The organism is uncultured Aliivibrio sp. (genome assembly GCF_946479765.1).
In the GTDB taxonomy this organism is placed as follows: domain Bacteria; phylum Pseudomonadota; class Gammaproteobacteria; order Enterobacterales; family Vibrionaceae; genus Aliivibrio.
On the sequence record NZ_CAMLHO010000008.1, the window covers coordinates 46,797 to 69,803 of the forward strand.

The 23,007-nt window shown below is 40.2% G+C and carries 19 protein-coding genes; 15 read left to right on the forward strand and 4 right to left on the reverse strand.

What is annotated here, in order from left to right; genetic code table 11:
- Positions 1 to 10: 10 nt before the first annotated feature.
- Positions 11 to 2,803: a two-component sensor histidine kinase BarA gene (barA, locus tag Q1K78_RS05205; protein WP_300175130.1), complete on the reverse strand. Its 2,793-nt coding sequence runs from the start codon at positions 2,801 to 2,803 to the stop codon at positions 11 to 13.
- Between the two features lie 174 nt (positions 2,804 to 2,977).
- Here barA and rlmD point away from each other — a divergent pair, with 174 nt between their 5' ends.
- The 14 genes from rlmD to rpoS all read left to right on the forward strand — a co-directional run bounded on the left by rlmD (position 2,978) and on the right by rpoS (position 18,208).
- Entirely contained in the window at positions 2,978 to 4,294 is a 1,317-nt protein-coding gene (gene rlmD, locus Q1K78_RS05210) for a 23S rRNA (uracil(1939)-C(5))-methyltransferase RlmD (RefSeq protein ID WP_300175132.1), read from the forward strand.
- A 65-nt stretch (positions 4,295 to 4,359) separates the two neighbouring features.
- Positions 4,360 to 6,597: a GTP diphosphokinase gene (gene relA / locus Q1K78_RS05215; protein WP_300175134.1), complete on the forward strand. Its 2,238-nt coding sequence runs from the start codon at positions 4,360 to 4,362 to the stop codon at positions 6,595 to 6,597.
- Positions 6,598 to 6,800: 203 nt separating this feature from the next.
- A complete protein-coding gene (locus Q1K78_RS05220; protein ID WP_300175136.1) occupies positions 6,801 to 7,934 on the forward strand; it encodes a flagellin in 1,134 nt (377 codons plus the stop codon).
- Between the two features lie 97 nt (positions 7,935 to 8,031).
- Positions 8,032 to 8,853 (forward strand): nucleoside triphosphate pyrophosphohydrolase, encoded by an 822-nt coding sequence (gene mazG, locus Q1K78_RS05225; protein WP_300175138.1) that lies wholly within the window; start codon positions 8,032 to 8,034, stop codon positions 8,851 to 8,853.
- A gap of 130 nt (positions 8,854 to 8,983) precedes the next feature.
- The gene (locus tag Q1K78_RS05230) at positions 8,984 to 10,624 is read left to right on the forward strand and encodes a CTP synthase (RefSeq protein ID WP_300175140.1); all 1,641 of its coding nucleotides are present in this window, start codon (positions 8,984 to 8,986) and stop codon (positions 10,622 to 10,624) included.
- A gap of 76 nt (positions 10,625 to 10,700) precedes the next feature.
- Entirely contained in the window at positions 10,701 to 11,999 is a 1,299-nt protein-coding gene (gene eno / locus Q1K78_RS05235) for a phosphopyruvate hydratase (protein ID WP_300175142.1), read from the forward strand.
- A 177-nt stretch (positions 12,000 to 12,176) separates the two neighbouring features.
- A complete protein-coding gene (ftsB, locus tag Q1K78_RS05240) occupies positions 12,177 to 12,461 on the forward strand; it encodes a cell division protein FtsB (protein ID WP_300175144.1) in 285 nt (94 codons plus the stop codon).
- A 3-nt stretch (positions 12,462 to 12,464) separates the two neighbouring features.
- Positions 12,465 to 13,181: a 2-C-methyl-D-erythritol 4-phosphate cytidylyltransferase gene (gene ispD, locus Q1K78_RS05245; RefSeq protein WP_300175146.1), complete on the forward strand. Its 717-nt coding sequence runs from the start codon at positions 12,465 to 12,467 to the stop codon at positions 13,179 to 13,181.
- On the forward strand, positions 13,181 to 13,657 hold the full coding sequence (ispF, locus tag Q1K78_RS05250) for a 2-C-methyl-D-erythritol 2,4-cyclodiphosphate synthase (protein ID WP_300175148.1): 477 nt from the start codon (positions 13,181 to 13,183) through the stop codon (positions 13,655 to 13,657). The genes ispD and ispF overlap by 1 nt, the downstream gene beginning before the upstream one ends.
- Positions 13,658 to 13,672: 15 nt before the next feature.
- Positions 13,673 to 14,719, forward strand: coding sequence for a tRNA pseudouridine(13) synthase TruD (gene truD, locus Q1K78_RS05255; protein ID WP_300175150.1), 1,047 nt, complete (start codon positions 13,673 to 13,675; stop codon positions 14,717 to 14,719).
- 24 nt (positions 14,720 to 14,743) lie between these two features.
- The gene (gene surE / locus Q1K78_RS05260; RefSeq protein WP_300175197.1) at positions 14,744 to 15,514 is read left to right on the forward strand and encodes a 5'/3'-nucleotidase SurE; all 771 of its coding nucleotides are present in this window, start codon (positions 14,744 to 14,746) and stop codon (positions 15,512 to 15,514) included.
- Positions 15,514 to 16,140, forward strand: coding sequence for a protein-L-isoaspartate(D-aspartate) O-methyltransferase (locus Q1K78_RS05265; RefSeq protein WP_300175152.1), 627 nt, complete (start codon positions 15,514 to 15,516; stop codon positions 16,138 to 16,140). The genes surE and Q1K78_RS05265 overlap by 1 nt, the downstream gene beginning before the upstream one ends.
- Before the next feature lie 5 nt (positions 16,141 to 16,145).
- Positions 16,146 to 17,189 (forward strand): peptidoglycan DD-metalloendopeptidase family protein, encoded by a 1,044-nt coding sequence (locus tag Q1K78_RS05270; RefSeq protein ID WP_300175155.1) that lies wholly within the window; start codon positions 16,146 to 16,148, stop codon positions 17,187 to 17,189.
- A 56-nt stretch (positions 17,190 to 17,245) separates the two neighbouring features.
- Positions 17,246 to 18,208: an RNA polymerase sigma factor RpoS gene (rpoS, locus tag Q1K78_RS05275; protein ID WP_300175157.1), complete on the forward strand. Its 963-nt coding sequence runs from the start codon at positions 17,246 to 17,248 to the stop codon at positions 18,206 to 18,208.
- A gap of 82 nt (positions 18,209 to 18,290) precedes the next feature.
- Here rpoS and Q1K78_RS05280 read toward each other — a convergent pair whose 3' ends face one another.
- Genes Q1K78_RS05280 through Q1K78_RS05290 form a run of 3 tightly spaced genes read right to left on the reverse strand, consistent with a single transcriptional unit; the run spans position 18,291 to position 21,240 of the window.
- Complete coding sequence (locus Q1K78_RS05280; protein WP_300175159.1) at positions 18,291 to 18,929, reverse strand: CDP-alcohol phosphatidyltransferase family protein; 639 nt, start codon at positions 18,927 to 18,929, stop codon at positions 18,291 to 18,293.
- A complete protein-coding gene (locus Q1K78_RS05285) occupies positions 18,922 to 19,569 on the reverse strand; it encodes an ATP-binding cassette domain-containing protein (protein WP_300175161.1) in 648 nt (215 codons plus the stop codon). The genes Q1K78_RS05280 and Q1K78_RS05285 overlap by 8 nt, the downstream gene beginning before the upstream one ends.
- Before the next feature lie 6 nt (positions 19,570 to 19,575).
- Positions 19,576 to 21,240 carry a thiamine ABC transporter permease gene (locus Q1K78_RS05290; RefSeq protein ID WP_300175199.1) on the reverse strand — a complete coding sequence of 555 codons (1,665 nt, stop codon included), beginning with the start codon at positions 21,238 to 21,240 and terminating at the stop codon, positions 19,576 to 19,578.
- Positions 21,241 to 21,752: 512 nt separating this feature from the next.
- On the opposite strand from Q1K78_RS05290, the gene Q1K78_RS05295 reads away from it, so the two are divergent.
- A complete protein-coding gene (locus Q1K78_RS05295; RefSeq protein WP_300175163.1) occupies positions 21,753 to 22,967 on the forward strand; it encodes a NupC/NupG family nucleoside CNT transporter in 1,215 nt (404 codons plus the stop codon).
- Positions 22,968 to 23,007: the final 40 nt, after the last annotated feature.

Here is a 23,007-nt window from a genome sequence, read left to right on the forward strand (position 1 = left end):
CGCTAATTGATTAGTTTATTATTCGTTGTGCCGCTTTGGTCACTTTTTTCATTTCATCTTGAAGTTCAAACAGTTCAGGTTCGATATCCTCTATCGATTGATCTTGTCGTAATGCAGTTTCGAGTAAATTACACAGTTGTTTTAATCGTGGAACACCACAATACGAGCTACTGCCATGCAGTTTATGTATGTGCAGGCAAAGCTCTTCAGTTGAAGAATTACCCTCAAGAGCTTTTTCAATCCAACCATCAACTTCGGGAATAAATTCCACCAACATTTTCAGCATCTCTTTGGCGAGGTCTTCTTTCCCAGCGGATTGTTTTAATGCCGCCCCCCAATCGATACTTCCCGGATCATTACTTGTTGTTTTTTCAATGTGAGGTTCTGGAACTATATTAGGTAAAATGTTTATTTTTTTAGCATCAGTTATTTCTGTTAATGGACTCCAATGAATAATGACTTGTTGAAGAACATGCTCTTCAATCGGTTTTGTTAAATAATCATCCATCCCTTCATTAATCAGTCGTTCTCGCTCACCAGCCATTGCATGAGCAGTTACAGCAACAATAGGAGTTTGTGCATTCAACAGTGTTTTACGGATCTCCTGGCAAGCCATAACGCCATCCATTTTCGGCATTTGGATATCCATTAAAATAATATCAAACTTTTGCTCTGTGGCTTGTTGGACTGCGTCGATACCATTTTCACACGTAACAACCGTTTCAACTTGCTCATACAAAAGCGCAGAAATAAGTTTGAGATTGGCTGGGTTATCATCTACTGCCATCACTTTAATTGGTAATCGTTGAGGGAGAGGAACATGCGACGCCATTAAATTAGGAAGAGCAGGGGTAGCTTCAGATTGAGTCGAAATAAGTAATGCATCCAACAGTTTTTTCTTAGCGAATGGCTTAGATAAACACGTAATTGTTGAGTGCTGATTAAGTTCTTCAGTCAGGGCAAGTTCAGTACTTGGTAAGCCAACAATGACAGTTGGACAGTAAGGAATTAATTTTTCTGATATGGTTTGTAATGATTCAGTGGTCGGTTTTGAGGTCGAACTTAAGCTGATCAGAGCAAAATCATGTGGTTCTATTGTGCCAGGTAATGTAGAGCTATAAGTAACAAACATACCATGATGGATTAATTGTTTTTGTAGAATAGAGGCAGATTGCATGTTTGGTTCGATTAATAATAACCTTTTACTTTCCAGTTGAGAGACATCAATTTCATCAATCATCGGGAGTTCAGTCGAGTTCATTTTAATTGTAAACCAGAAGGTCGAACCTTGGTGTAAACGGCTGTTTAACCCAATGTCACCTCCCATTTGAGCGACCAATTTTTGTGTGATAACCAAGCCTAAACCAGTACCTCCATAACGTCGTGAAATACTGGCATCAGCTTGACTGAAGGCTTGGAAAAGTTGTGCTTGTTGGCGTTCAGAAATCCCAATACCCGTATCTCGTACGACAAATTGAAGTTCGATACTATCATCATGAAGATGTTTTAGCTCAACTGAAATATCGATATTGCCTTTCTCAGTAAATTTAATAGAGTTACCAACCAAGTTATTTAGCACCTGTTGGATACGTAGTGGGTCGCCAATTAATCCAGAGGGAACACGCGGGTCAATTTTAAGAGTGATCTCTAACCCTTTCTCATGAGCACTTGGTGCTAGAAGGCTAACCATCTCATCAAGGCTGTCTTGAAAATTAAACGGTAAATTTTCAAGCAATAACTTACCTGCTTCAAGTTTAGAGAAATCAAGAATGTCATTAATGATAGTTAATAAGTTATTGGCTGAACGTTCAATGGTTTGTAGGTAATCTGTTTGATTATTAGATAGTGACGTTTTTAGCATTTGACGAGTAAAGCCAATCACCCCATTTAATGGTGTTCTTAGTTCGTGCGACATGTTTGCTAAGAACTCTGATTTAACTCGAGCGGCTTCTTGTGCGCGTTTTTTAGCAATATCTAATTCTACGTTTTGGATCTCTAGCTGTTCTAAGGTTTCCCGCAAATCAGAAGTGGCTTGGTCGATACTTTGTTGCATCTCTACATGATATTCAGACAAAGAAATCGCCATGGCATTGATACCATTTTTAAGCGTATCTAGTTCTCCATGTAATGTATTCTCTATACGCACATTCAAGTGGCCGCGGCGAATACGGTCAACCACGCTTACCATGTGTGAAATAGGTTGTGTTACATCTTGCATTAAGCGATAGGCAAAAACACCCGATAAACTTAGACCAAGGAAAAGAACAATTAAGGCTGAGAATATTTCTTGATATTGCTGTAATCGTAAACTGGATAAATCCAATTCAATAGCAATATAGCCCAAGGGTTCATTCATATGAGAGGAATCAAAATTTACAGAAAACTGGCCTTCAGGAAGGATCGGCGTTCGTAATATTAAAGACTCACCTTGAAAGGAGATATTAAGTAATAGAGGGATCGGCTTATCTTTTGGGAACGTAAGGCTTTCAAAATTAGGATGGAAGTTAGAGGTAACAAACAATTCATGATGTTCATCAAATACGGCAATACTGCGAACAATTTTAGAATGTTTTCGATGCGCGTAACTGATCAACCGACGAACCGCTTCTCGGTTTTTACCTGTCATGCCGTACTCACTCGAAATTGCCAATGGCTCGATAATACTCATGCCACTAGAAATAAGTTGATCTTCCAAATCATTATATCGATTCATGGTAAAGAAACCACTAAGCAGTAAACCGATGATTAATGTTGGCGCTAATGTAAGAGTGATGACTCGTGCGCGTAAACCGTATTTTGTCATATTAATTCGTTCTAATTAGCTTCCTTGAGTGCGTAGCTTAATCAAGTTAGGGAATAAGCTCAATTATTCTCTGTCCAAATCGTAAGCTAAAACGTAAATGAATGACTAATCAAGACTGCATCTTAATGCTGTTTCGGTATAATGACGCTAATTTTGGTAAATCAGGCAATAATCATGGCTCAATTCTTCAAAGCAAAAAAGAAAGCTTCAATAAACACTAAGCATCAATCGGTTGATGTGGTTCGATTAGATCATAACGGTGCAGGTATCGCTTTTGTGGATAAGAAGCCAGTGTTTATCGAAGGTGCTTTACCTGAAGAAAAAACAATTATTCAATTTATCGAACAGAAAAAACAATATTCTCGTGCCACTTTAATTAAGTTGACGCAAAAGAGCAGTAAACGCCAAGATCCAATTTGTCAGCATTATCATGAATGTGGTGGTTGTAACTTACAGCACCTACAGCATGACGAACAAGTACTGGCTAAAAATAACAAGCTACAAGAGTTAATGCAAAAACAGGGTGTTGAGTGCTGTGAAATGGTTACCCCTATTGTGGCTGGTGAGCAGAGCTATCGTCGTCGAGCACGCATTAGCTTAATGGTAAACAAACAAACTCATCAACTTGATTTCGGTTTCCGCAAAAAACAAAGTAAAGCCATTGTGAATGTTCGTCATTGTCCAGTACTGGTTAATGAACTGGATCAACATTTAGAATCGCTATATACCCTACTTAATCAGATGAAAGGTAAGAAACACCTAGGGCATGTAGAGTTAGTGCAAGCAGATAATGGCAGCGTATTACTGATACGCCACATGGCTGACTTTACTGAAAAAGATCGTCAAGCATTATTTAGCTATTGTGAAGCGCGTGATTTGATCCTATACCTAATGCCAGAATCCGATGTATTGAATCATGTACATGGAGAAGAACCGTATTATGTGATTGATGGCGTGAAAATTTATTTTACACCGAAAGACTTCATTCAGGTGAACGCATCAATTAACGAAAGCATGGTACATCAGACGCTAAATTGGTTAGGTCTTAAGGCTGATGACCGTGTACTTGACCTATTCTGTGGCTTGGGTAACTTCAGTTTACCTCTGGCGAAAAAAGTACAAACGGTTGTTGGTATTGAAGGCGTGGATGAAATGGTTCAACGTGCTCAATCGAATGCAAAAAGAAATGAGTTAGATAATGTCACCTTCCATCAAGCGAATTTAGAAGAGCATATTGATACGCAAATGTGGGCTAGCACAAAGTTTACAAAGATTTTACTTGATCCCGCTAGAGCGGGGGCTGCAGGAGTGATGCAAACTGTGGCAAAATTGAAGCCTCAAACCGTGGTTTATGTATCGTGCAACCCAGCAACACTTGCACGCGATAGCCAATTACTTATTCAACACGGTTACAAGCTTACTAGGCTAGGTATGCTTGATATGTTCCCACACACAGGACATTTAGAATCTATGGCATTGTTTGAGCGATAACTGAATACCAGTGCGCTCAATGGAGTCAAAAGAATCATTATAAAATTGGATTATAGGAAACGGACATGGTCGCAGTTCGCGGAGCACATCTTAAGGAAAATGAAGAGTTCGAGTTAGGTGAATGGATCACCAGCCTTGAACAAGATAAAAACACCTCAAAAAAACTGACAGAGGTGTATAAGCAATGTGAAGAGCTAGTTGCTTCTCATAAAGAAGGACAGCTCTTGCTATGGCGTGGACGTGAGATGATCGAAATTTTGATCACCTTAAGTATGGACAAGCCAACACTTATTGCTGCTCAGTTATTCCCTTTGGTTTCATCTGGTGTTCTAGACAGAGAAGCGTTAACTGAGAATTACAATAAAGAAATTGAAAAATTGATCGATGGCGTTGAAGAGATGGACGCGATTGGTCAACTAAATGCCTCTGTTGATGCAGAATCAACCTCTTCTCAAGTGGATAACATTCGTCGAATGCTACTTGCTATGGTGGATGACTTCCGCTGTGTGATTATTAAATTAGCGGAGCGTATTTGTAATCTACGTGAAGTGAAAAATGAATCAGACGAAATCCGTCGAGCGGCAGCTAAAGAGTGTAATAACTTATACGCACCATTGGCGAACCGTTTAGGTATTGGACAGTTAAAATGGGAAATAGAAGATTACTCTTTCCGTTATCAGCATCCAGATACCTATAAAAAAATCGCTAAGCAATTGTCAGAGAGACGCATTGTTCGTGAGCAATACATCGACGATTTTGTCACTGGTTTAAGTGATGAAATGGCAGGATACAACATCAATGCAGAAGTGAGTGGGCGTCCAAAACACATCTACAGCATTTGGCGTAAAATGCAGAAAAAAAGCTTGGCATTTGATGAGCTATTTGATGTGCGTGCCGTTCGTATTATTGCTGACAAACTGCAAGATTGTTATGCCGCTCTTGGGGTTGTGCACACTAAATTTAAGCACTTACCAAGTGAGTTTGATGATTACGTCGCAAACCCAAAACCTAATGGTTACCAATCGATACATACTGTCGTATTGGGCCCTGAAGGGAAAACTATTGAGATCCAGATCCGAACCAAGGATATGCACGAAGACTCCGAGTTAGGGGTTGCTGCACACTGGAAGTACAAGGAGGGCGCATCGAGCAACAGCCGCAGTGGTTACGATGAAAAAATCACTTGGTTACGTAAACTGCTTGATTGGCAAGAAGAGATGTCAGACTCTGGTGAAATGCTGGATGAATTGCGAAGCCAAGTATTTGATGACCGAGTTTATGCCTTTACCCCGCGTGGTGATGTGATTGATCTACCTATGGGTGCAACACCATTAGATTTTGCCTACCATATTCACTCAGAAGTAGGTCATCGTTGTATAGGTGCAAAAGTAGCAGGGCGAATCGTTCCATTTACGCATCAGCTAACCATGGGTGATCAGGTAGAGATCATTACCCAGAAAGAACCGAATCCATCGCGAGATTGGTTAAATCCAACATTAGGCTTTGTTAATTCAGGTCGTGCTCGTGCAAAGATCAATGCGTGGTTTAGAAAACAGAGCCGAGAGAAGAACCTTGATGCAGGTAAAGAGATCCTAGAAGTTGAACTAGCAAAAATTGGAGGCACATTAAAAGATGCTGAGCGATATGCGTTGAAGCGTTTTAATGTTAATTCAACCGATGAGTTATTTGCTGGTGTGGGTAGTGGTGATCTTCGGATTAACCAAGTGATTAATCATATTAATGCGTTAATCAATAAACCAACAGCAGAACAAGAAGATCAAAAAGCATTAGCGCAACTGCAAGAGTCGGAAGCCAAAGCACAAGCACAAGCTCAACTTCAAAATAAGAAACGTAATGATGCCGTGGTGGTGGAAGGGGTTGATAATTTAATGACCCATCTTGCCCGTTGTTGTCAGCCGATCCCTGGAGATCCAATTTCAGGTTATATTACTCAAGGGCGTGGTATTTCAGTACACCGCAGCGATTGTGACCAACTTAATGAACTGCGCCATCATGCGTCAGAACGTATAATAGATACGGTATGGGGCAGTGGTTTCGCCGGGTCGTACATCTTAACATTGCGTATTACAGCAATGGACCGTTCAGGTTTATTAAAAGATCTAACTAGTTTGTTTGCCAATGAAAAAGTAAAAGTATCAGGGATGAAAAGTCGTAATGATCATAAAAAACAACTGACGATCATGGATTTTGATCTTGAGGTTTTTAACGCAGATATTCTTGGTCGATTGCTAACACGTGTGGAGCAAGTAAAAGACGTAATAGAAGCGATACGATTATCGTAATAAAATAAACGAATAACTTTTATTTTAAGTTGTTGATTAATAACAAAAATACATTTAAAAACCGAATGTTATTTATAACATTCGGTTTTTTTTTGAAAAAAAATCTCAAGTTTTAAAATGTCAGGCCGTAAATAAATGTATCAACGATGAATTATAGGCTTCTTATCCTATAACAATAAATGAAGCCGACCGGAGCACACATTATGTCAATTTCAGTAAATACAAACATCTCAGCAATGACAGCACAACGTTACATGAATAATGCAACTGCTGCTCAAACTGATTCAATGGAGAAATTGTCTTCAGGTTCAAAAATCAACAGCGCTGCTGATGATGCTTCTGGTCTGCAAATTTCAAATCGTATGACAGCACAAACTCGTGGCTTGGACGTAGCTGTTCGAAATGCCAATGAGGGTATGTCAATGGCACAAACGGCTGAAGGCGCAATGAAAGAAACAACAAACGTACTTCAACGTTTACGTGACTTATCACTACAATCTTCAAACGGCTCAAATACTGATGCTGATCGCCAAGCAATGCAAGAAGAAGCAAGTTCATTAACTGATGAACTGAACCGTATTGCAGAGACTACATCTTTTGGTGGCACTCGCTTAATTAACGGTGAGTTTGGTACAAAATCTTTCCAAATTGGTGCTGATTCAGGTGAAGCAGTGGCAATGACACTAAACAGCATGCGTGCTGATGAATCAACAATGGGTGGCAAATCTTACTTTGCAGAAGAAGGTCGTGATATCAACTGGACTGTGGGTAAAGAAAATACGCAATTCAATGTGACATACAATGATAAGAGTGGTAACCCTCAAGAAATCAACATCTCAGCAAAATCGGGTGATGATATTGAAGAGTTAGCGACTTACATTAATGGCCAGACAAACGAGCTAAGCGCTTCGGTTACTGAAGATGGCGTGCTTCAAGTATTCATGTCAGGTGAAACAATCTCTTCACCATTAGAGTTCAATGGTTCGCTAGCAAATGAATTAAAAATGGGTGGCGAGTCAGACGACACGGTTGCTTCAATGAGTTTGACTACTGTTGGTGGCGCACAGCGTTCAATTGATGTTATTGATGCTGCACTAGAATACGTTGATGGTAATCGTGCTTCATTAGGTGCTTTCCAAAACCGTTTTGAAAGCGCGGTTAAAAACCTAACAAACATTAACGAAAATATCACTGATTCTAATAGCCAAATTAAAGACACAGATTTTGCGAAAGAAACAACAAACTTAACTAAGACGCAAATTTTAAGTCAATCAAGCTCGTCAATTCTTGCACAAGCAAAACAAGCACCAAACATGGCAATGAGCTTATTAGGCTAAGATAATAGAAAGCCTTCTTATTTAAGGTGAATGATTTTTTAAAAAGCGATGACTATAATGGTCATCGCTTTTTTTGTTTTTAATCGCAGGTAAATCTATGACAAGCTCAAATAATCTTGAACAGTTACTTTCCATTATGGCGCAATTACGTGACAAAGAATCAGGTTGCCCATGGGATAAAAAACAGACGTTTGACTCTATTATTCCTCATACAATAGAAGAGACCTATGAAGTGGTGGATGCGATCCATAAAAAGGATTGGAGTAATTTAAAAGAAGAGTTAGGCGATTTATTGTTTCAAGTGATTTTCTATTCTCAAATTGCCAAAGAAGAGCAGTTGTTTGATTTTAATGATGTACTTGAGACGTTAAATGAAAAGCTAGTTCGTAGGCACCCTCATGTGTTTGGGGATGACGTGTTCTCATCAGAAGAAGAAATAACCGCCAATTGGGATAAAGTGAAGCAGCAAGAGCATCGAGATAAGGAAGGATTAGAAGAGGGTAAGCCGCAGCAAGAAAGTATCTTAGATTCAATTCCTACAGCGTTACCGGGGTTATTACGAGCAAATAAAATCCAGAAGCAGTGTGCTAAAGTTGGTTTTGATTGGGATGAGCTGCAACCGGTTGCGGATAAAGTGAATGAAGAGGTCGCAGAGGTACTTGAAGAGGCGTTCAAAATCCCAAGGGATGAAAAGAAGCTTGAAGAAGAATTGGGCGATTTACTTTTTGCTACTGTAAATTTTTCTCGTCATTTAGGAAAAAATCCTGAGCAAGCATTGTGTAAAGCAAATGATAAATTTGAGCGCCGTTTTCGTCAAATTGAAGCGAACGTCGCCAAAAAGAATAAAAAAATACAACAATGTGATTTAAATGAACTAGACTCAGAATGGGAAAATGTGAAGCGAAGCGAGCGGAATTGATTTGGAGCAAAAAATAAATCAATTAACTGTGATACTTTTCACGTTGTGGCGATAAAGCGGTTCTGGTATATTCATTTCCCGTCCAGATAATATCCATTTTATTCCTCATTACACCAATTTCAGGTAACGTATGACGACGAATTACATTTTTGTAACTGGCGGGGTTGTATCCTCACTAGGTAAAGGTATTGCAGCAGCATCATTAGCAGCTATTCTTGAAGCTCGTGGCTTAAAAGTCACTATGATGAAGCTTGACCCATACATCAACGTTGATCCGGGCACAATGAGCCCAACTCAACACGGTGAAGTATTCGTCACGGAAGACGGCGCAGAAACTGATCTAGATTTAGGTCACTACGAGCGCTTCATCCGCACCAAAATGACTAAGCGTAATAACTTTACTGCTGGTCGAGTATACGCAGATGTTCTACGTAAAGAACGTCGTGGTGATTACTTAGGTGCAACAATCCAAGTTATCCCTCATATTACGAATGCGATTAAAGAACGTGTTATTTCTGGCGCTGCAGGCCATGACATCGCACTCGTTGAAGTTGGTGGCACTGTTGGTGATATTGAATCTCTACCATTCATGGAAGCGATTCGTCAACTAGCGGTTGAGCTAGGTCGTGAACACACAATGTTTATGCACTTAACACTTGTTCCTTACTTAGTTGCAGCAGGCGAGCTTAAAACTAAGCCGACTCAACACTCAGTAAAAGAGCTACTGTCTATTGGTATCCAACCAGATATCTTAGTTTGTCGTTCTGATCGTGTTATTCCAGCAAACGAACGTAAGAAAATTGCTCTTTTCTGTAACGTACAAGAAAAAGCAGTTATCTCAATGAAAGACGTAGATTCAATCTACAAAATCCCACAATTGATCCGAGCGCAAGGTACTGATGATTTAGTATGTCAACGTTTTGGTATTACAGCTCCTGCAGCTGATCTTTCTGAGTGGGAACAAGTAATTTATGAAGAAGCGAACCCAACCGGTGAAGTTACTATCGGTATGGTTGGTAAATACACTGAATTACCAGATGCTTACAAGTCAGTAAACGAAGCATTAAAACATGCGGGCTTGAAAAATCGCTTGAGCGTCACAATTAAATATATAGATTCGCAAGATGTTGAATCTAAAGGCACTGAAATCCTAGAAGGTCTGGATGCAATTCTAGTTCCTGGTGGTTTTGGTGACCGTGGTATTGAAGGTAAGATCCTTGCTGCTCAATACGCTCGTGAAAATGAAGTACCATATTTAGGGATCTGTCTGGGTATGCAAGTTGCGCTAATTGAATATGCGCGTAACGTTGCTAATATGGAAGGGGCTCACTCTTCTGAATTCTCTAAAGACACGAAATTCCCTGTTGTTGGTCTAATCACTGAGTGGATTGATGGCGATGGTAAAGTAGAAGAACGTACTGAGACATCAGATTTAGGCGGTACAATGCGCCTTGGTTCTCAGCTATGTCACCTTGCTAAAGGCTCTAAAGCTCGTGAGCTTTACGGTAACGCAACAGTTGAAGAGCGTCATCGTCACCGCTATGAGGTAAATAATAATTTACTTCCGCAGCTTGAAAAAGCCGGTCTTAAGATCTCTGGCTTATCTGCTGATAAGAAGCTTGTGGAGATAATTGAAATCCCTAACCACCCATGGTTTGTGGCTGCTCAATTCCACCCTGAATTCACATCAACACCTCGTGATGGACACCCATTATTTGAAGGTTTTGTTAAAGCAGCAGGCGAAAATGCCCGCGGTGAATTCGAAAAGTAATAGGATTTACGGGTAGCTGTCCAATGTTGTGGCAGCTATTTTTAGCTTTTAAATTAAAGAAAATAGAGGAAACACAATGTCTAAGATCGTTAAAGTTCTAGGTCGTGAAATCATCGATTCTCGTGGTAACCCAACAGTTGAAGCTGAAGTTCATCTAGAAAGTGGTTTTGTTGGTATGGCTGCTGCTCCGTCTGGCGCATCAACTGGTTCTCGTGAAGCTCTTGAGCTACGTGACGGCGACAAATCTCGTTTCCTAGGTAAAGGTGTTCTTAAAGCTATCGCAGCTGTAAATGGCCCAATCGCAGAAGCTCTAATCGGCAAAGACGCGAAAAACCAAGCTGAAATCGACCAAATCATGATCGATTTAGATGGCACAGAAAACAAAGCAAAATTTGGCGCTAACGCAATCCTTGCTGTTTCTCTAGCGAATGCTAAAGCTGCTGCAGCTGCTAAATCTATGCCTCTTTACGCTCACATTGCTGAACTAAACGGCACTCCAGGCGTATTCTCTATGCCTCTACCAATGATGAACATCATCAACGGTGGCGAGCACGCTGATAACAACGTTGATATCCAAGAATTCATGATTCAACCTGTTGGCGCTAAAACGCTTAAAGAAGCGGTACGCATGGGCGCAGAAGTTTTCCACAACCTAGCTAACGTTCTTAAGTCTAAAGGCTACAGCACTGCAGTTGGTGATGAAGGCGGTTTCGCTCCTAACCTTAAATCTAACGCAGAAGCGCTAGAAGTTATCGCAGAAGCTGTTGCAGCTGCTGGTTACGAGCTAGGCAAAGACGTTACTCTTGCTATGGACTGTGCTGCTTCTGAGTTCTACAACAAAGAAGACGGTATCTACGACCTTAAAGGCGAAGGTAAGAAATTTACTGCTGAAGAGTTCAACCATTACCTAGCTGGTCTTGTTGAGAAATTCCCTATTGTTTCTATCGAAGATGGTCTAGACGAGTCTGATTGGGCTGGCTTTAAGCACCAAACTGAACTTCTTGGCGACAAAATCCAACTAGTTGGTGACGATCTATTCGTTACAAACACTAAGATTCTTGCTCGTGGTATTGAAGAAGGCATCACTAACTCAATCCTTATCAAGTTCAACCAAATCGGTTCACTTACAGAGACTCTAGCTGCAATCAAGATGGCTAAAGATGCTGGTTTTACAGCAGTTATCTCTCACCGTTCAGGCGAAACTGAAGATGCAACAATTGCTGATCTAGCAGTTGGTACAGCTGCAGGTCAAATCAAAACTGGTTCTATGAGCCGTTCTGACCGTGTTGCTAAGTACAACCAACTAATCCGTATCGAAGAAGCTCTAGGTGAACTAGCGCCATTCAACGGTCTTAAAGAAGTTAAAGGTCAATAATCTCAATTTTTGAGAATATGACTTAATTCTTTAATCGTTCGATTAGAATTTTGATATAAAAACCGTCTCATTTGAGGCGGTTTTTTTTATTTCCGTTAGACAGCTAGTGAAGTTCTAATGAGGGGTTGATATAGTTACCCTCAGCTTTTTTATCATTGTCAATTTTCCGGAGTAACTATGCGCGCATTGGCCATTTTATTATTAGCCACTTTAGGTTGGCTGCAATATACCTTATGGTTTGGGAAAAATGGGATGTCAGATTACGCACAAGTCTCAAATGACGTCACATTGCAAGAAGAAGTTAATCAAGGGTTACGTAATCGAAATGAGCAAATGTTTGCTGAAATTGATGACCTTAAAGACGGCTCTGAAGCAATTGAAGAACGAGCTCGACATGAGTTGGGAATGATAAAAAAAGGCGAAACTTTTTATCGAATTATTGATGAAGACAGTGAGGGTTAGGTGATGACATCTTTACTTTCTTATTCTATTACTGCCATCGTACCTGCGGCGGGTGTTGGCAGTCGTATGAAAGCTGATCGCCCAAAGCAATATCTATTATTGAATGGAAAAACGGTACTAGAGCACACCATTGAGCAATTGTTAGCTTACCCTTTAATCGATAAAGTGATCGTTTCAGTAACCGATGGCGACCCTTATTTTAACGAATTAAACATTGCAAAGGATAAGCGAGTTATTCGAGTGTCCGGTGGCAAAGAGCGTGCAGATTCAGTACTTTCAGGGTTAACTTACGTAAAAGATAATCAATTGAGTGAATGGGTTATGGTTCACGATGCCGCTCGTCCTTGTATTCGCCATAGTGATATTGAAAAGCTGATTGAAGCCGTGATACCTCACCATGTAGGTGGTATTCTCGCCTCACCAGTTAGGGATACGATGAAACAAGCGACACTTGATCAACAAATAGAGACAACCATTGATCGCAGTGTTTTGTGGCACGCTTTAACTCCTCAGCTTTTTACGACTGAACTTTTATATACAGCATTAAAAACAGGGTTAGATAAATCATTCTCAATTACTGATGAATCGTCAGCCATAGAATTAATGGGGTATCAGCCTAAACTCGTTCAGGGCCGTGCCGATAACCTAAAGATCACCCAACCAGAAGATCTTGATTTAGCTGAGTTCTACCTTCAAAAAATGAAAAAGGAAACCAAATAATGAGAATTGGACACGGATTTGATGTACATAAATTTGGTGGTGAAGGCCCTGTCATTATTGGTGGCGTTAGTGTTCCCTATGATCAAGGTTTGATTGCACATTCAGATGGTGATGTTGCATTGCATGCCCTTAGTGATGCATTGCTTGGTGCAATTGCCGAAGGGGATATAGGTCGTCATTTCCCTGATACTGATGATAAATGGAAAGGTGCAGATAGTCGTGCCCTATTACGTGATGTCTACCGTCGTGTAAAAGAGAAAGGGTTAGTCTTAGGCAATGCAGACGTTACTATCATTGCTCAAGCCCCTAAAATGGCCCCGCATATTCAAGCAATGTGCGCCGCAATTGCAGAAGATTTAGAAACAGAACTTGGTAATGTTAATGTAAAAGCGACCACCACAGAGCGTCTCGGTTTTACAGGAAGAAAAGAAGGCATTGCTTGTGAAGCAGTAGTGCTGTTAGTTAACGCATCTTAATTAGAGATACATTCTATGTCAGACATCATGTCTAATTTTTCGTGGTTATACGGAAAACCAGTTGCAACAGGTAAATTAAAGCAATTACCTGAGCATTTTATTGTTAAAGAAGTACTAGGTTTTACGTTCACAGGAAAGGGTGAACACTTAATGGTTAAGATCCGTAAAACGGGTGAAAACACTAAGTACGTAGCGAACGAATTAGCGAAATTTTGTGGTGTAAAATCAAAAGATATTAGCTGGGCAGGCCTTAAAGATCGCCACGCAATTACTGAGCAATGGTTGAGCGTTCATTTGCCAAAAAGTGATCATCTGAAGTTTGCCTTATTTGAAGTTTCGCATCCCGGTGTTGAAATTTTAGAAATGACACGCCATAACAAAAAGTTACGTCCAGGTGATCTTCTAGGAAATAGCTTCCAGTTAATTGCCACTGAAGTTACTGACATGGACGATGTATTATCTCGTTTAGAGAAAGTTAAAGTGTCAGGTGTGCCTAACTACTTTGGTTCACAACGTTTTGGTCATGAAGGCAATAACGTAACAGAAGCACGTCGTTGGGGCCGTGAAAACGTTCGTACTCGTGATAATACAAAGCGCAGTTTCTATTTGTCTGCGGCTCGTTCATGGATCTTTAACCATATTGTTTCTCAAAGAATAACAGAGGGTTACTTCACTCAACCTGTTGATGGTGATATTCTACTTGATCAACATGGTCGTACGGTTAATGAGAATGTAACCTCAGAAGAGAACATTCAAAAAATCCAGAAAGGTGAATGGTCAATCAGCGCTGCTTTAGCAGGCGATAATCAATTACCGACAAGTGAGACGGCATTAGCGTTAGAGCAGCCACAACTGGATGCAGAACCTGACTTAATGGCATTGATCCGTGGTAACCGCATGCGTCATGAACGTCGTAGTGTTGAATTGCACCCTGAGAACCTAAGCTGGTCTACAGAGGGCGATACACTAACACTGAATTTCTCTTTATCATCAGGCAGTTTTGCTACGGTGATCGTACGTGAATTACTGCAAGAGATTGAAGTAGAACGTACGTACGAATAATTCAATTTAAGTTAAAGAAGCGAGATAAGAGTGAGCAAAAAATTACGCATATTACTAAGTAATGATGATGGTGTCTTCGCGGAAGGGATAAATACTCTCGCGGCAGTATTATCAGATATTGCGCATATTACCATCGTCGCCCCTGATCGTAATCGCTCTGGTGCATCGAATTCACTCACTCTTGAGTCTCCGCTTCGAGTTCGTCAAATTGAAGATCATATTCATTCAGTGCAAGGCACACCAACGGATTGTGTGCACTTCGCATTGAATGAATTAATGAAAGATGATCTCCCTGATTTAATTATTACCGGAATAAATCACGGTGCAAATTTGGGTGATGATACGCTGTATTCAGGAACCGTTGCCGGAGCGACAGAGGGGCACTTTCTAGGGTTACCAGCAATCGCCATGTCCTTAGTTGGCAGTAAATACTTTGATACAGCAGCTCAAGTCGCTTTAGAGTTAGTGAACAATCATTTAAAAAAACCACTAACGACCAAAAGAGTACTAAACGTTAATGTACCTGATTGTGAGTATTCTCAAATAACCTCTTGGGAAGTTACCCGCTTAGGTGCGAGACATCACTCAGAGAGTATGATAAAAGACACCGATCCTCGTGGAGAAACTATTTATTGGTTAGGTCCTCCAGGAAAAAAACAAGACGCAGGTAAAGGCACAGATTTTTATGCCATCCAACATAATCAAGTGTCGATCACGCCACTGCAAGTTGATTTAACGGCTCATGATTCTTTAGCCAGTATGGCTGATTGGTTATCAATAGAGAGAATTAAGTAATGGCTCATTCTCGTACCGCGCTACTTGAGCAGTTTTTGCGTCAACAAGGTATTCAAGATGAGGCTGTGCTTGCAGCAATACGAGCATTACCAAGAGAGCGCTTTATTCCTGAAGCTTTCGCGCATCAAGCCTATCAAAATAACGCGCTGCCTATTGGTGAAGGGCAATCTATCTCTCAACCTTATATCGTTGCTAAAATGACCGAGTTGTTATTGTTGCAACGAGATTCGAATGTATTGGAAATAGGTACAGGTTCTGGTTATCAAACCGCAGTATTAGCGCAGTTGCTTGATCATATTAATTCGGTTGAACGGATTAAATCACTGCAATGGAACGCCAAGCGATTATTGAAACAGCTGGATATATATAATGTCTCAACAAAACACGCTGATGGGTGGCAAGGCTGGGCAAGCAAAAGCCCTTTTGATGCCATCATTGTCACCGCAGCCGCAAAGTCCATTCCTAATGATTTATTATGGCAATTAAAGGATGGCGGTAGATTAGTGATCCCTATTGGTGAAGCTACTCAGCAATTATTACGTATTGTTCGACATGGTGATGAGTTTCAATCTGAAATTATTGAAGATGTTCGTTTTGTCCCATTGGTCGCAGGTGAATTAGCATAAACATAATGAATAAAATGACCGTTATCTCCTCTCGCTTGTGGTTAATTACTGCAATAGTTAGCGTATTACTTTCAGGTTGCTCTATGGGACCTCATCGTCCTGCGCCTGTTTCAAGTGTTAATCAATCCTCTTCATCTTATGCTGGAGCTGAACGCGGTAGTTATCGTGGTAGCTACTATCAAGTAGAGAAAGGAGATACGTTATATTTTATTTCCTATGTTACCAACAAAGATGTTAAAGAGCTGATTGCTTATAATGAATTAAAAGCCCCTTATGTGATCCACCCGGGTCAGAAAGTAAAATTATGGGGGCCAAAGTATGTCGCTCCAGCGTATGGTGATGACGGGCATTCAGTAAATAAAAAAGGCGCGTCCTCAATAATCGTAGCCGCCGTTGTCGCTGTCCCCGCTTCTAATAGTAAATCTATCAGTAAGGCAGCGCCAAGCGTGTCGAGTAGCACAAACTCACCATCTGTACAAAAACAAAGCACAAAAAAGGTTGAAAACCCTAAACCTAAGGAGTATGTTGATTCTAACAAATCGATAACATCTTCTAAGTCAAAGCCAGTTGAAAAGCCAAAGTCGGTTGCTAAACAAAAACCAATAGCGACACAAAAACCGATTGCTAAATCGAAGCCAATACCGAAACCGAAATCAAAACCAGTAGAAAAAAAATCGGAGAAGGTGGATTCTTGGTTATGGCCAACAAAAGGGCGAGTTATCGCTAAGTTTTCAACAGGAGACCAAGGGAATAAAGGGGTTGATATTGCTGGCCAACGAGGTCAAGACATCATCTCTACTGCAAAAGGAACAGTGGTTTATGCGGGTAATGCATTAAGAGGTTATGGCAATTTAATTATAATTAAACATAACGATGATTACTTAAGTGCATACGCTCATAACGAATCACTATTTGTTAAAGAAGGTCAAAATATTACAGCGGGACAAAAAATCGCATCAATGGGTAGCTCAAGTACGAGCAGTGTTCGTTTGCATTTTGAGATCCGCTTTAGAGGGAAATCGGTAAATCCACAACGGTATTTACCGTAACAGGGATGACATAGCTGAGTTGTAATGTCTTGCTGGACTCGCCATGGGGAGGCGCTATGAGTAAAAGCAATGCAGTAACTAAAGAAGTTGAAGAGTTCGAACTAGATACAGTCAATGACAGTGACGTTGTTGCTGAGGAACGTTCGGAACGTCTTGAGGTAACCAGTTCACAAAAAGTAATGGATGCAACGCAACTTTACTTAGGTGAAATTGGTTTTTCTCCACTCCTAACAGCCGAAGAAGAAGTTTATTTTAGTCGCCTTGCATTAAAAGGTGATGTCGCTGCACGATCACGAATGATTGAAAGTAACTTACGTTTAGTGGTGAAAATTGCTCGTCGTTACAATCATCGTGGTCTTGCACTATTAGATCTCGTTGAAGAAGGCAATCTTGGTTTAATCCGCGCAGTTGAAAAGTTTGACCCAGAAAGAGGTTTCCGCTTTTCTACTTACGCAACGTGGTGGATACGTCAAACGATCGAACGTGCCATCATGAACCAAACTCGTACCATTCGCTTACCTATCCATGTAGTAAAAGAGCTTAATGTGTATTTACGTGCTGCACGTGAACTGTCACAAAAATTGGATCACGAACCAACACCAGAAGAAATAGCAGAAAAACTTGATAAACCAGTCAGTGATGTCAGTCGAATGCTGCGCTTAAATGAACGAGTGACTTCTGTTGACTCAATGGTTGCTGGTGAGTCAGATAAAGCACTGCTCGATATTTTACCTGATACTAAAAATTGCGATCCTGAATCTGAAACTCAAAAAAACGATATTAATGCCTCTTTGGTTGGTTGGCTTGGTCAACTTAATCCAAAACAAAAAGAAGTGGTTGCGCGTCGTTTTGGTTTATTAGGCTACGAAACGGCAACGTTAGAACAAGTAGGTAAAGAGATAGGGCTAACTCGTGAGCGAGTAAGACAGATCCAAGTTGAAGGGTTACGTCGTCTAAGAGAAATCATGACGCAACAAGGCTTGAATATGGAAACTCTATTTGCGGTTGATGATTATTAATCCTTTTAAGTAACTAAACAATTTAGTATAGAGATAATTAAAAGCCACAGTAAATTTATTACTGTGGCTTTTCTTTGTCTTTTTATTCTAGATTAGAATTGTTTTTCTGTTCGCAGTCTTTCAACGTATGAAATCCAGACCAAATTCGATTAAACGTCGTAATCCAACATAAAGCAGAATAGACATATGCAATGATGGTAAAGTGAGTAGGGAATAAACAGAATAAAACAAAACACGCAATGGTTTCAGTCCCTTCTGTTAAGCCACTCATATAATACAAAGACTTGTTTTTATATACCGGGTTATCAATATTTCGTTTTCCCGCCATTATTGCAAAGGCTAAGAAGCTGCTCCCAGTACCAATAAAAGAAAAGATAATCAGAGCTCCTGCAATCGCATTTTGTTCAGGGTTCGCTAAGACAAAACCAAATGGGATCAGAGAATAGAACAGGAAGTCTAAACTGATATCTAAAAAACCACCAGAATCGGTAATGCCTGTAATTCTAGCTAAAGCGCCATCCAAGCCATCACATATCCGATTCAATAAAATAAAGAGTAACGCAATATTATATTCTTGAAGTAATAATGCAGGAAAAGCCAAGCAGCCTAAAGCAAAGCCAAATAGGGTGGTTTGATTTGCCGTTATCCCTAATTTATGTAAGCCACTTGCTGCTATTGATAAAGGCTTTTTTATTATTTGAATACTGAATTTATCAAGCATGGTTTATCTCCATTGGCCAAAGGAAGGTTTGGCTATTTTTGGGAATATCATCAATATCATGAGTCACTAACAATGTTGGAATATTGGCTTCCGCTAACTGTTCAAATACCCAATCACGAAACTGAATACGCAAAACGTTATCTAGCTTACTAAAAGGTTCATCTAATAAAGCAACATTAGGTTTTGCTAATAACATTCTTACCAAGCTGATCCTAGCTCGTTGTCCGCCAGATACTTGATCTGGAAATACATTGGCTAATGAATCTAATTGAACCTTTTTAAGAGCACTTATTGCTTCAACTTTACGTTGGGAACCTTTTATTTTATCTGGTAAAGCAAAAGCCAGATTTTCCCAAATACAAAGGTGAGGAAAAAGAAGATCCTCCTGAAATAGAATACCTACTTTTCTTGAATGAGAAGGCAGAGCGTTAATGCAATTATCATTGACGTTAATGTCTCCAGAAAACTGAAAATCATTCGCCAAATGTCCAGCGATAACACTTAATAATGTCGATTTTCCACAACCGCTTGGCCCCATCACACTTAACACGTCTCCTTTCTCTATGGTAAAAGAGCAAGAGGGTAATAAGAGTGAACCATTACGAGTGAGAATGCTGAGATTGGTGATTGAGAGACTCATAACTCGTTACTTTCCTTGTTGTTGTTGTGTAAAGGGTGGGAGAAGGTGAGAGCGGCGTGTATAAAACCGCCCGATAAAAATGGCACCGCTAAAGAAAACAAAAGGCAATAGCGCTTGCCACAACCCATAAAGTGCAGTGATCCGACGATCAAAACCACTAGATAGTGCCACAGCCTCAGTGGTTAACGTCATGATCCTACCTGCCCCAAGCATTTGTGTTGGAAGGTATTGAGCCAAACTGACACTGATGCCAATTGCCCACGCATATAAAACCGCAGGAAACAGTAAAGGCAGCTTTATTTTTATCCAACAATGCCAAGGCGATTTCCCAAGGCTTAATCCTGTTTGGGTCAAGCGTTGATCAAAGCTGCGCCAAGGACCATCTAAAGCTAGAAATACATAAGGGAAAGCAAAAAAAACATGTGCCCAAATCACCCACAGCCAATAAGAATCACTAGAGAAATAGAGCGCGCTCACTTGAATACCAAATAACAAAGAAAGTTGTGGTACTAGCATAGGAGTCGCAATGACTAATGAGGGGATATGCGAACGGTATTTAAGTTTGAATTCGTGTCCAAGCAAGGCAAAAGCCAGTGCAATAGTGGCAGATAGTACTGCAATAATAATACTGTCGGTGATCACCGGAAACAAACTGCGCCACTCACTTTCCCAAAATCGTAGCGTAAAGCTAGTCGGTAATAGTTCAGGAAAGCGCCAACGTTGAGTAAAACTCCATAAAACCATCATAGGCAGTGAAGCCGCAGCAATACCTGCAACTAGCATAAAAAGAGACAATCCAGGAAGACGCAAGCCTCTACGACCAGAAACTTGCCAACGACGGCAATGAGTTGTGATTGCCCATTCTAAAAAGCGATGAAGTCCAATAAGTAACAGACAAAGAGAGAGAAGGACCATCGCACCTGCACCCGCTCTGGGTTGCAATTGAATATCAGGATCACTAAACCATTGCCATACTAATACTGCAAATGTAGGAGGGTTACTTGACCCAATAATCAAGCTGACATCTACCACAGATACGCTATAAGCAATAATGGCAAGCAAAGGGAATCGAGCTTTTTTGAGCCATTGAGGAAAAATACATTTCCACCAAATTTGATGACGTTGATAACCCAGACTTGCTGCGACCGTCATGGTTTTATCTACTTGCAGTTGCTGCATTATGGGAATGCTCATTAAAAGAAGAAAAGGCACTTCTTTAATAATCAAAACTAAAATAAGCCCTGCATTAAGCGAGTCATTAATAATAATGGGGAAATCAACGGATCCTAAAGGGACAAGTAACCTTGCAATAATTCCTGTTGGCGAGAAAAGAAAAGCGAAACCAATAGCAAAAGCGACATGTGGCATAGCAAGTAGTGGGGATAATAAAGGCTCTATTTTTTTCCAAACAGAGAGATGCCATGTACTTTGCAGAATTGCAAAAGTAATCAAACAAGAGATAAGAGTACTTATAAAGGCGCTGCCTACAGTTAAGGAGATTGAGTGCCAGATACCGCTCCATTCAAAGACCGATATGTATCCATTTAAAGATAAAGTGTGCAGGCCTATTGGGGGTAGGTAGCTCAACGATGCACTCAAAACCCCGATTATTCCTGGAAGGATCGGAAGGATGCAAACCATGATAAGTAAAATATAAAAAAATGGTAATATCATGGTCTTGTTAGTCATACCTTAATTAAAAATAAGTACATAGTTGCTGGGGAATATTATGTGGTATTGATGATAATGTATTGAATAAGAGAAAAAGTAAACTAATTAGTTCATTTTTAAATTGTCACGAATACCAGTATTATTTATTGTATAGATTTGGTTGTTAATGTGTGGTTTTTTTTAGTAAGTAAGATTTTATTTTTCTTATTTGTAATTATTTGCTGTGAGTTCTTTTCTAATAAGTAAAATAGAGTGATTTTTATCACATAATTCGTGATTTTAAATCTGCGCTATGTATACTCCTTTTCCCAATGCAAGCCGTCACATGGAACAGTGAATGACCCCAAGGACTTGGACCAGCTACTGTTAAACAGCTTGTAAGGGTAAATAATGAACATACTAATCTCCATCATCACTTCTTCTTGGTGCAGTCACTCTTCGCCGATCTCGTCATCCACGATGGCACCTCCTTTTGTTTCTTCTTTTTATTCAATTGCTTCATAGGCGTAATCATGACTATTTTATTTAGCCTACTAGGCATGTGTGCGTTGATTTTCTGTGCATGGGTATTTTCAGAGAAACGTTCAGCAATTAATTGGAAAACGGTCTCTAGAGCTCTTTTATTACAATTCTCTTTTGCCGCTCTGGTGCTGTATTTTCCATGGGGACAAGCCGCTCTCGCCGGATTAAGCAGCGGGGTATCTAGTTTGCTTGGTTTTGCCGATGCAGGTATTGCTTTTCTCTTTGGTGATCTCGCTTCAACTGGTTTTATTTTTGCTATTCGCGTCCTTCCTATTATTATCTTCTTTAGTGCCCTTATCTCCGCGTTATATTATTTAGGTATCATGCAAAAAATCATCGCGGTTCTTGGTGGTGCAATTCAAAAATTCCTCGGTACAAGTAAAGTAGAATCCCTCGTCGCTACTGGTAACATCTTTCTTTCTCAAGGTGAGTCACCTCTTCTTATCCGTCCATTCCTAGCTCAAATGACTCGTTCTGAACTGTTTGCTGTAATGGCGGGTGGTATGGCATCAGTAGCTGGTAGTGTGCTTGGTGGTTATGCAGGTTTAGGGGTAGAGCTTAAATACCTAATCGCTGCTAGTTTCATGGCAGCGCCTGGTAGTTTATTAATGGCGAAGATTTTAGTTCCTGAGCAATCAACACCGGTTGACCAACATGAATTAACCATCGATAAAAGTGAACAAAGCAATGTGGTGGATGCATTAGCAAGTGGCGCGATGAACGGCATGAAAGTCGCGGTTGCTGTAGGTACTATGCTAATTGCGTTTGTGAGTGTTATCGCAATGGTAAACAGTGGCCTAGAAATGGTGGGTGAATGGTTTGGTTTTGCGGGCATTACACTGCAAACATTATTCGGTTACTTGTTTGCACCTGTTGCATGGATCATTGGTGTACCTAAGCATGAAATGATCATGGCGGGTTCTTATATCGGTCAAAAAGTAGTACTGAATGAGTTTGTTGCTTTCATCGACTTTGTTCAACATAAAGATCAATTATCTGCTTATACTCAAGTTATCATCACGTTTGCATTATGTGGTTTTGCTAACATTGGTTCTATTGCGATTCAATTAGGCTCTATTGGTGTAATGGCTCCTGAGCGTCGTGCTGAAGTTGCGAACATGGGTTTTAAAGCGGTACTGGCTGGTACGTTAGCTAACTTGATGAGTGCATGTTTAGCGGGTCTATTCTTTAGTTTATCGATGTAATTACTTTAAGCTAAAACAAAGCCCATGCAGTATGAGAATA

Bases quoted from the DNA above. Each gene is read 5' to 3' on its own strand.
- barA (WP_300175130.1), bottom strand. From the start codon at position 2,803: ATGACAAAATACGGTTTACGCGCACGAGTCATCACTCTTACATTAGCG.
- rlmD (WP_300175132.1), top strand. From the start codon at position 2,978: ATGGCTCAATTCTTCAAAGCAAAAAAGAAAGCTTCAATAAACACTAAG.
- relA (WP_300175134.1), top strand. From the start codon at position 4,360: ATGGTCGCAGTTCGCGGAGCACATCTTAAGGAAAATGAAGAGTTCGAG.
- Q1K78_RS05220 (WP_300175136.1), top strand. From the start codon at position 6,801: ATGTCAATTTCAGTAAATACAAACATCTCAGCAATGACAGCACAACGT.
- mazG (WP_300175138.1), top strand. From the start codon at position 8,032: ATGACAAGCTCAAATAATCTTGAACAGTTACTTTCCATTATGGCGCAA.
- Q1K78_RS05230 (WP_300175140.1), top strand. From the start codon at position 8,984: ATGACGACGAATTACATTTTTGTAACTGGCGGGGTTGTATCCTCACTA.
- eno (WP_300175142.1), top strand. From the start codon at position 10,701: ATGTCTAAGATCGTTAAAGTTCTAGGTCGTGAAATCATCGATTCTCGT.
- ftsB (WP_300175144.1), top strand. From the start codon at position 12,177: ATGCGCGCATTGGCCATTTTATTATTAGCCACTTTAGGTTGGCTGCAA.
- ispD (WP_300175146.1), top strand. From the start codon at position 12,465: ATGACATCTTTACTTTCTTATTCTATTACTGCCATCGTACCTGCGGCG.
- ispF (WP_300175148.1), top strand. From the start codon at position 13,181: ATGAGAATTGGACACGGATTTGATGTACATAAATTTGGTGGTGAAGGC.
- truD (WP_300175150.1), top strand. From the start codon at position 13,673: ATGTCAGACATCATGTCTAATTTTTCGTGGTTATACGGAAAACCAGTT.
- Q1K78_RS05265 (WP_300175152.1), top strand. From the start codon at position 15,514: ATGGCTCATTCTCGTACCGCGCTACTTGAGCAGTTTTTGCGTCAACAA.
- Q1K78_RS05270 (WP_300175155.1), top strand. From the start codon at position 16,146: ATGAATAAAATGACCGTTATCTCCTCTCGCTTGTGGTTAATTACTGCA.
- rpoS (WP_300175157.1), top strand. From the start codon at position 17,246: ATGAGTAAAAGCAATGCAGTAACTAAAGAAGTTGAAGAGTTCGAACTA.
- Q1K78_RS05280 (WP_300175159.1), bottom strand. From the start codon at position 18,929: ATGCTTGATAAATTCAGTATTCAAATAATAAAAAAGCCTTTATCAATA.
- Q1K78_RS05285 (WP_300175161.1), bottom strand. From the start codon at position 19,569: ATGAGTCTCTCAATCACCAATCTCAGCATTCTCACTCGTAATGGTTCA.
- Q1K78_RS05295 (WP_300175163.1), top strand. From the start codon at position 21,753: ATGACTATTTTATTTAGCCTACTAGGCATGTGTGCGTTGATTTTCTGT.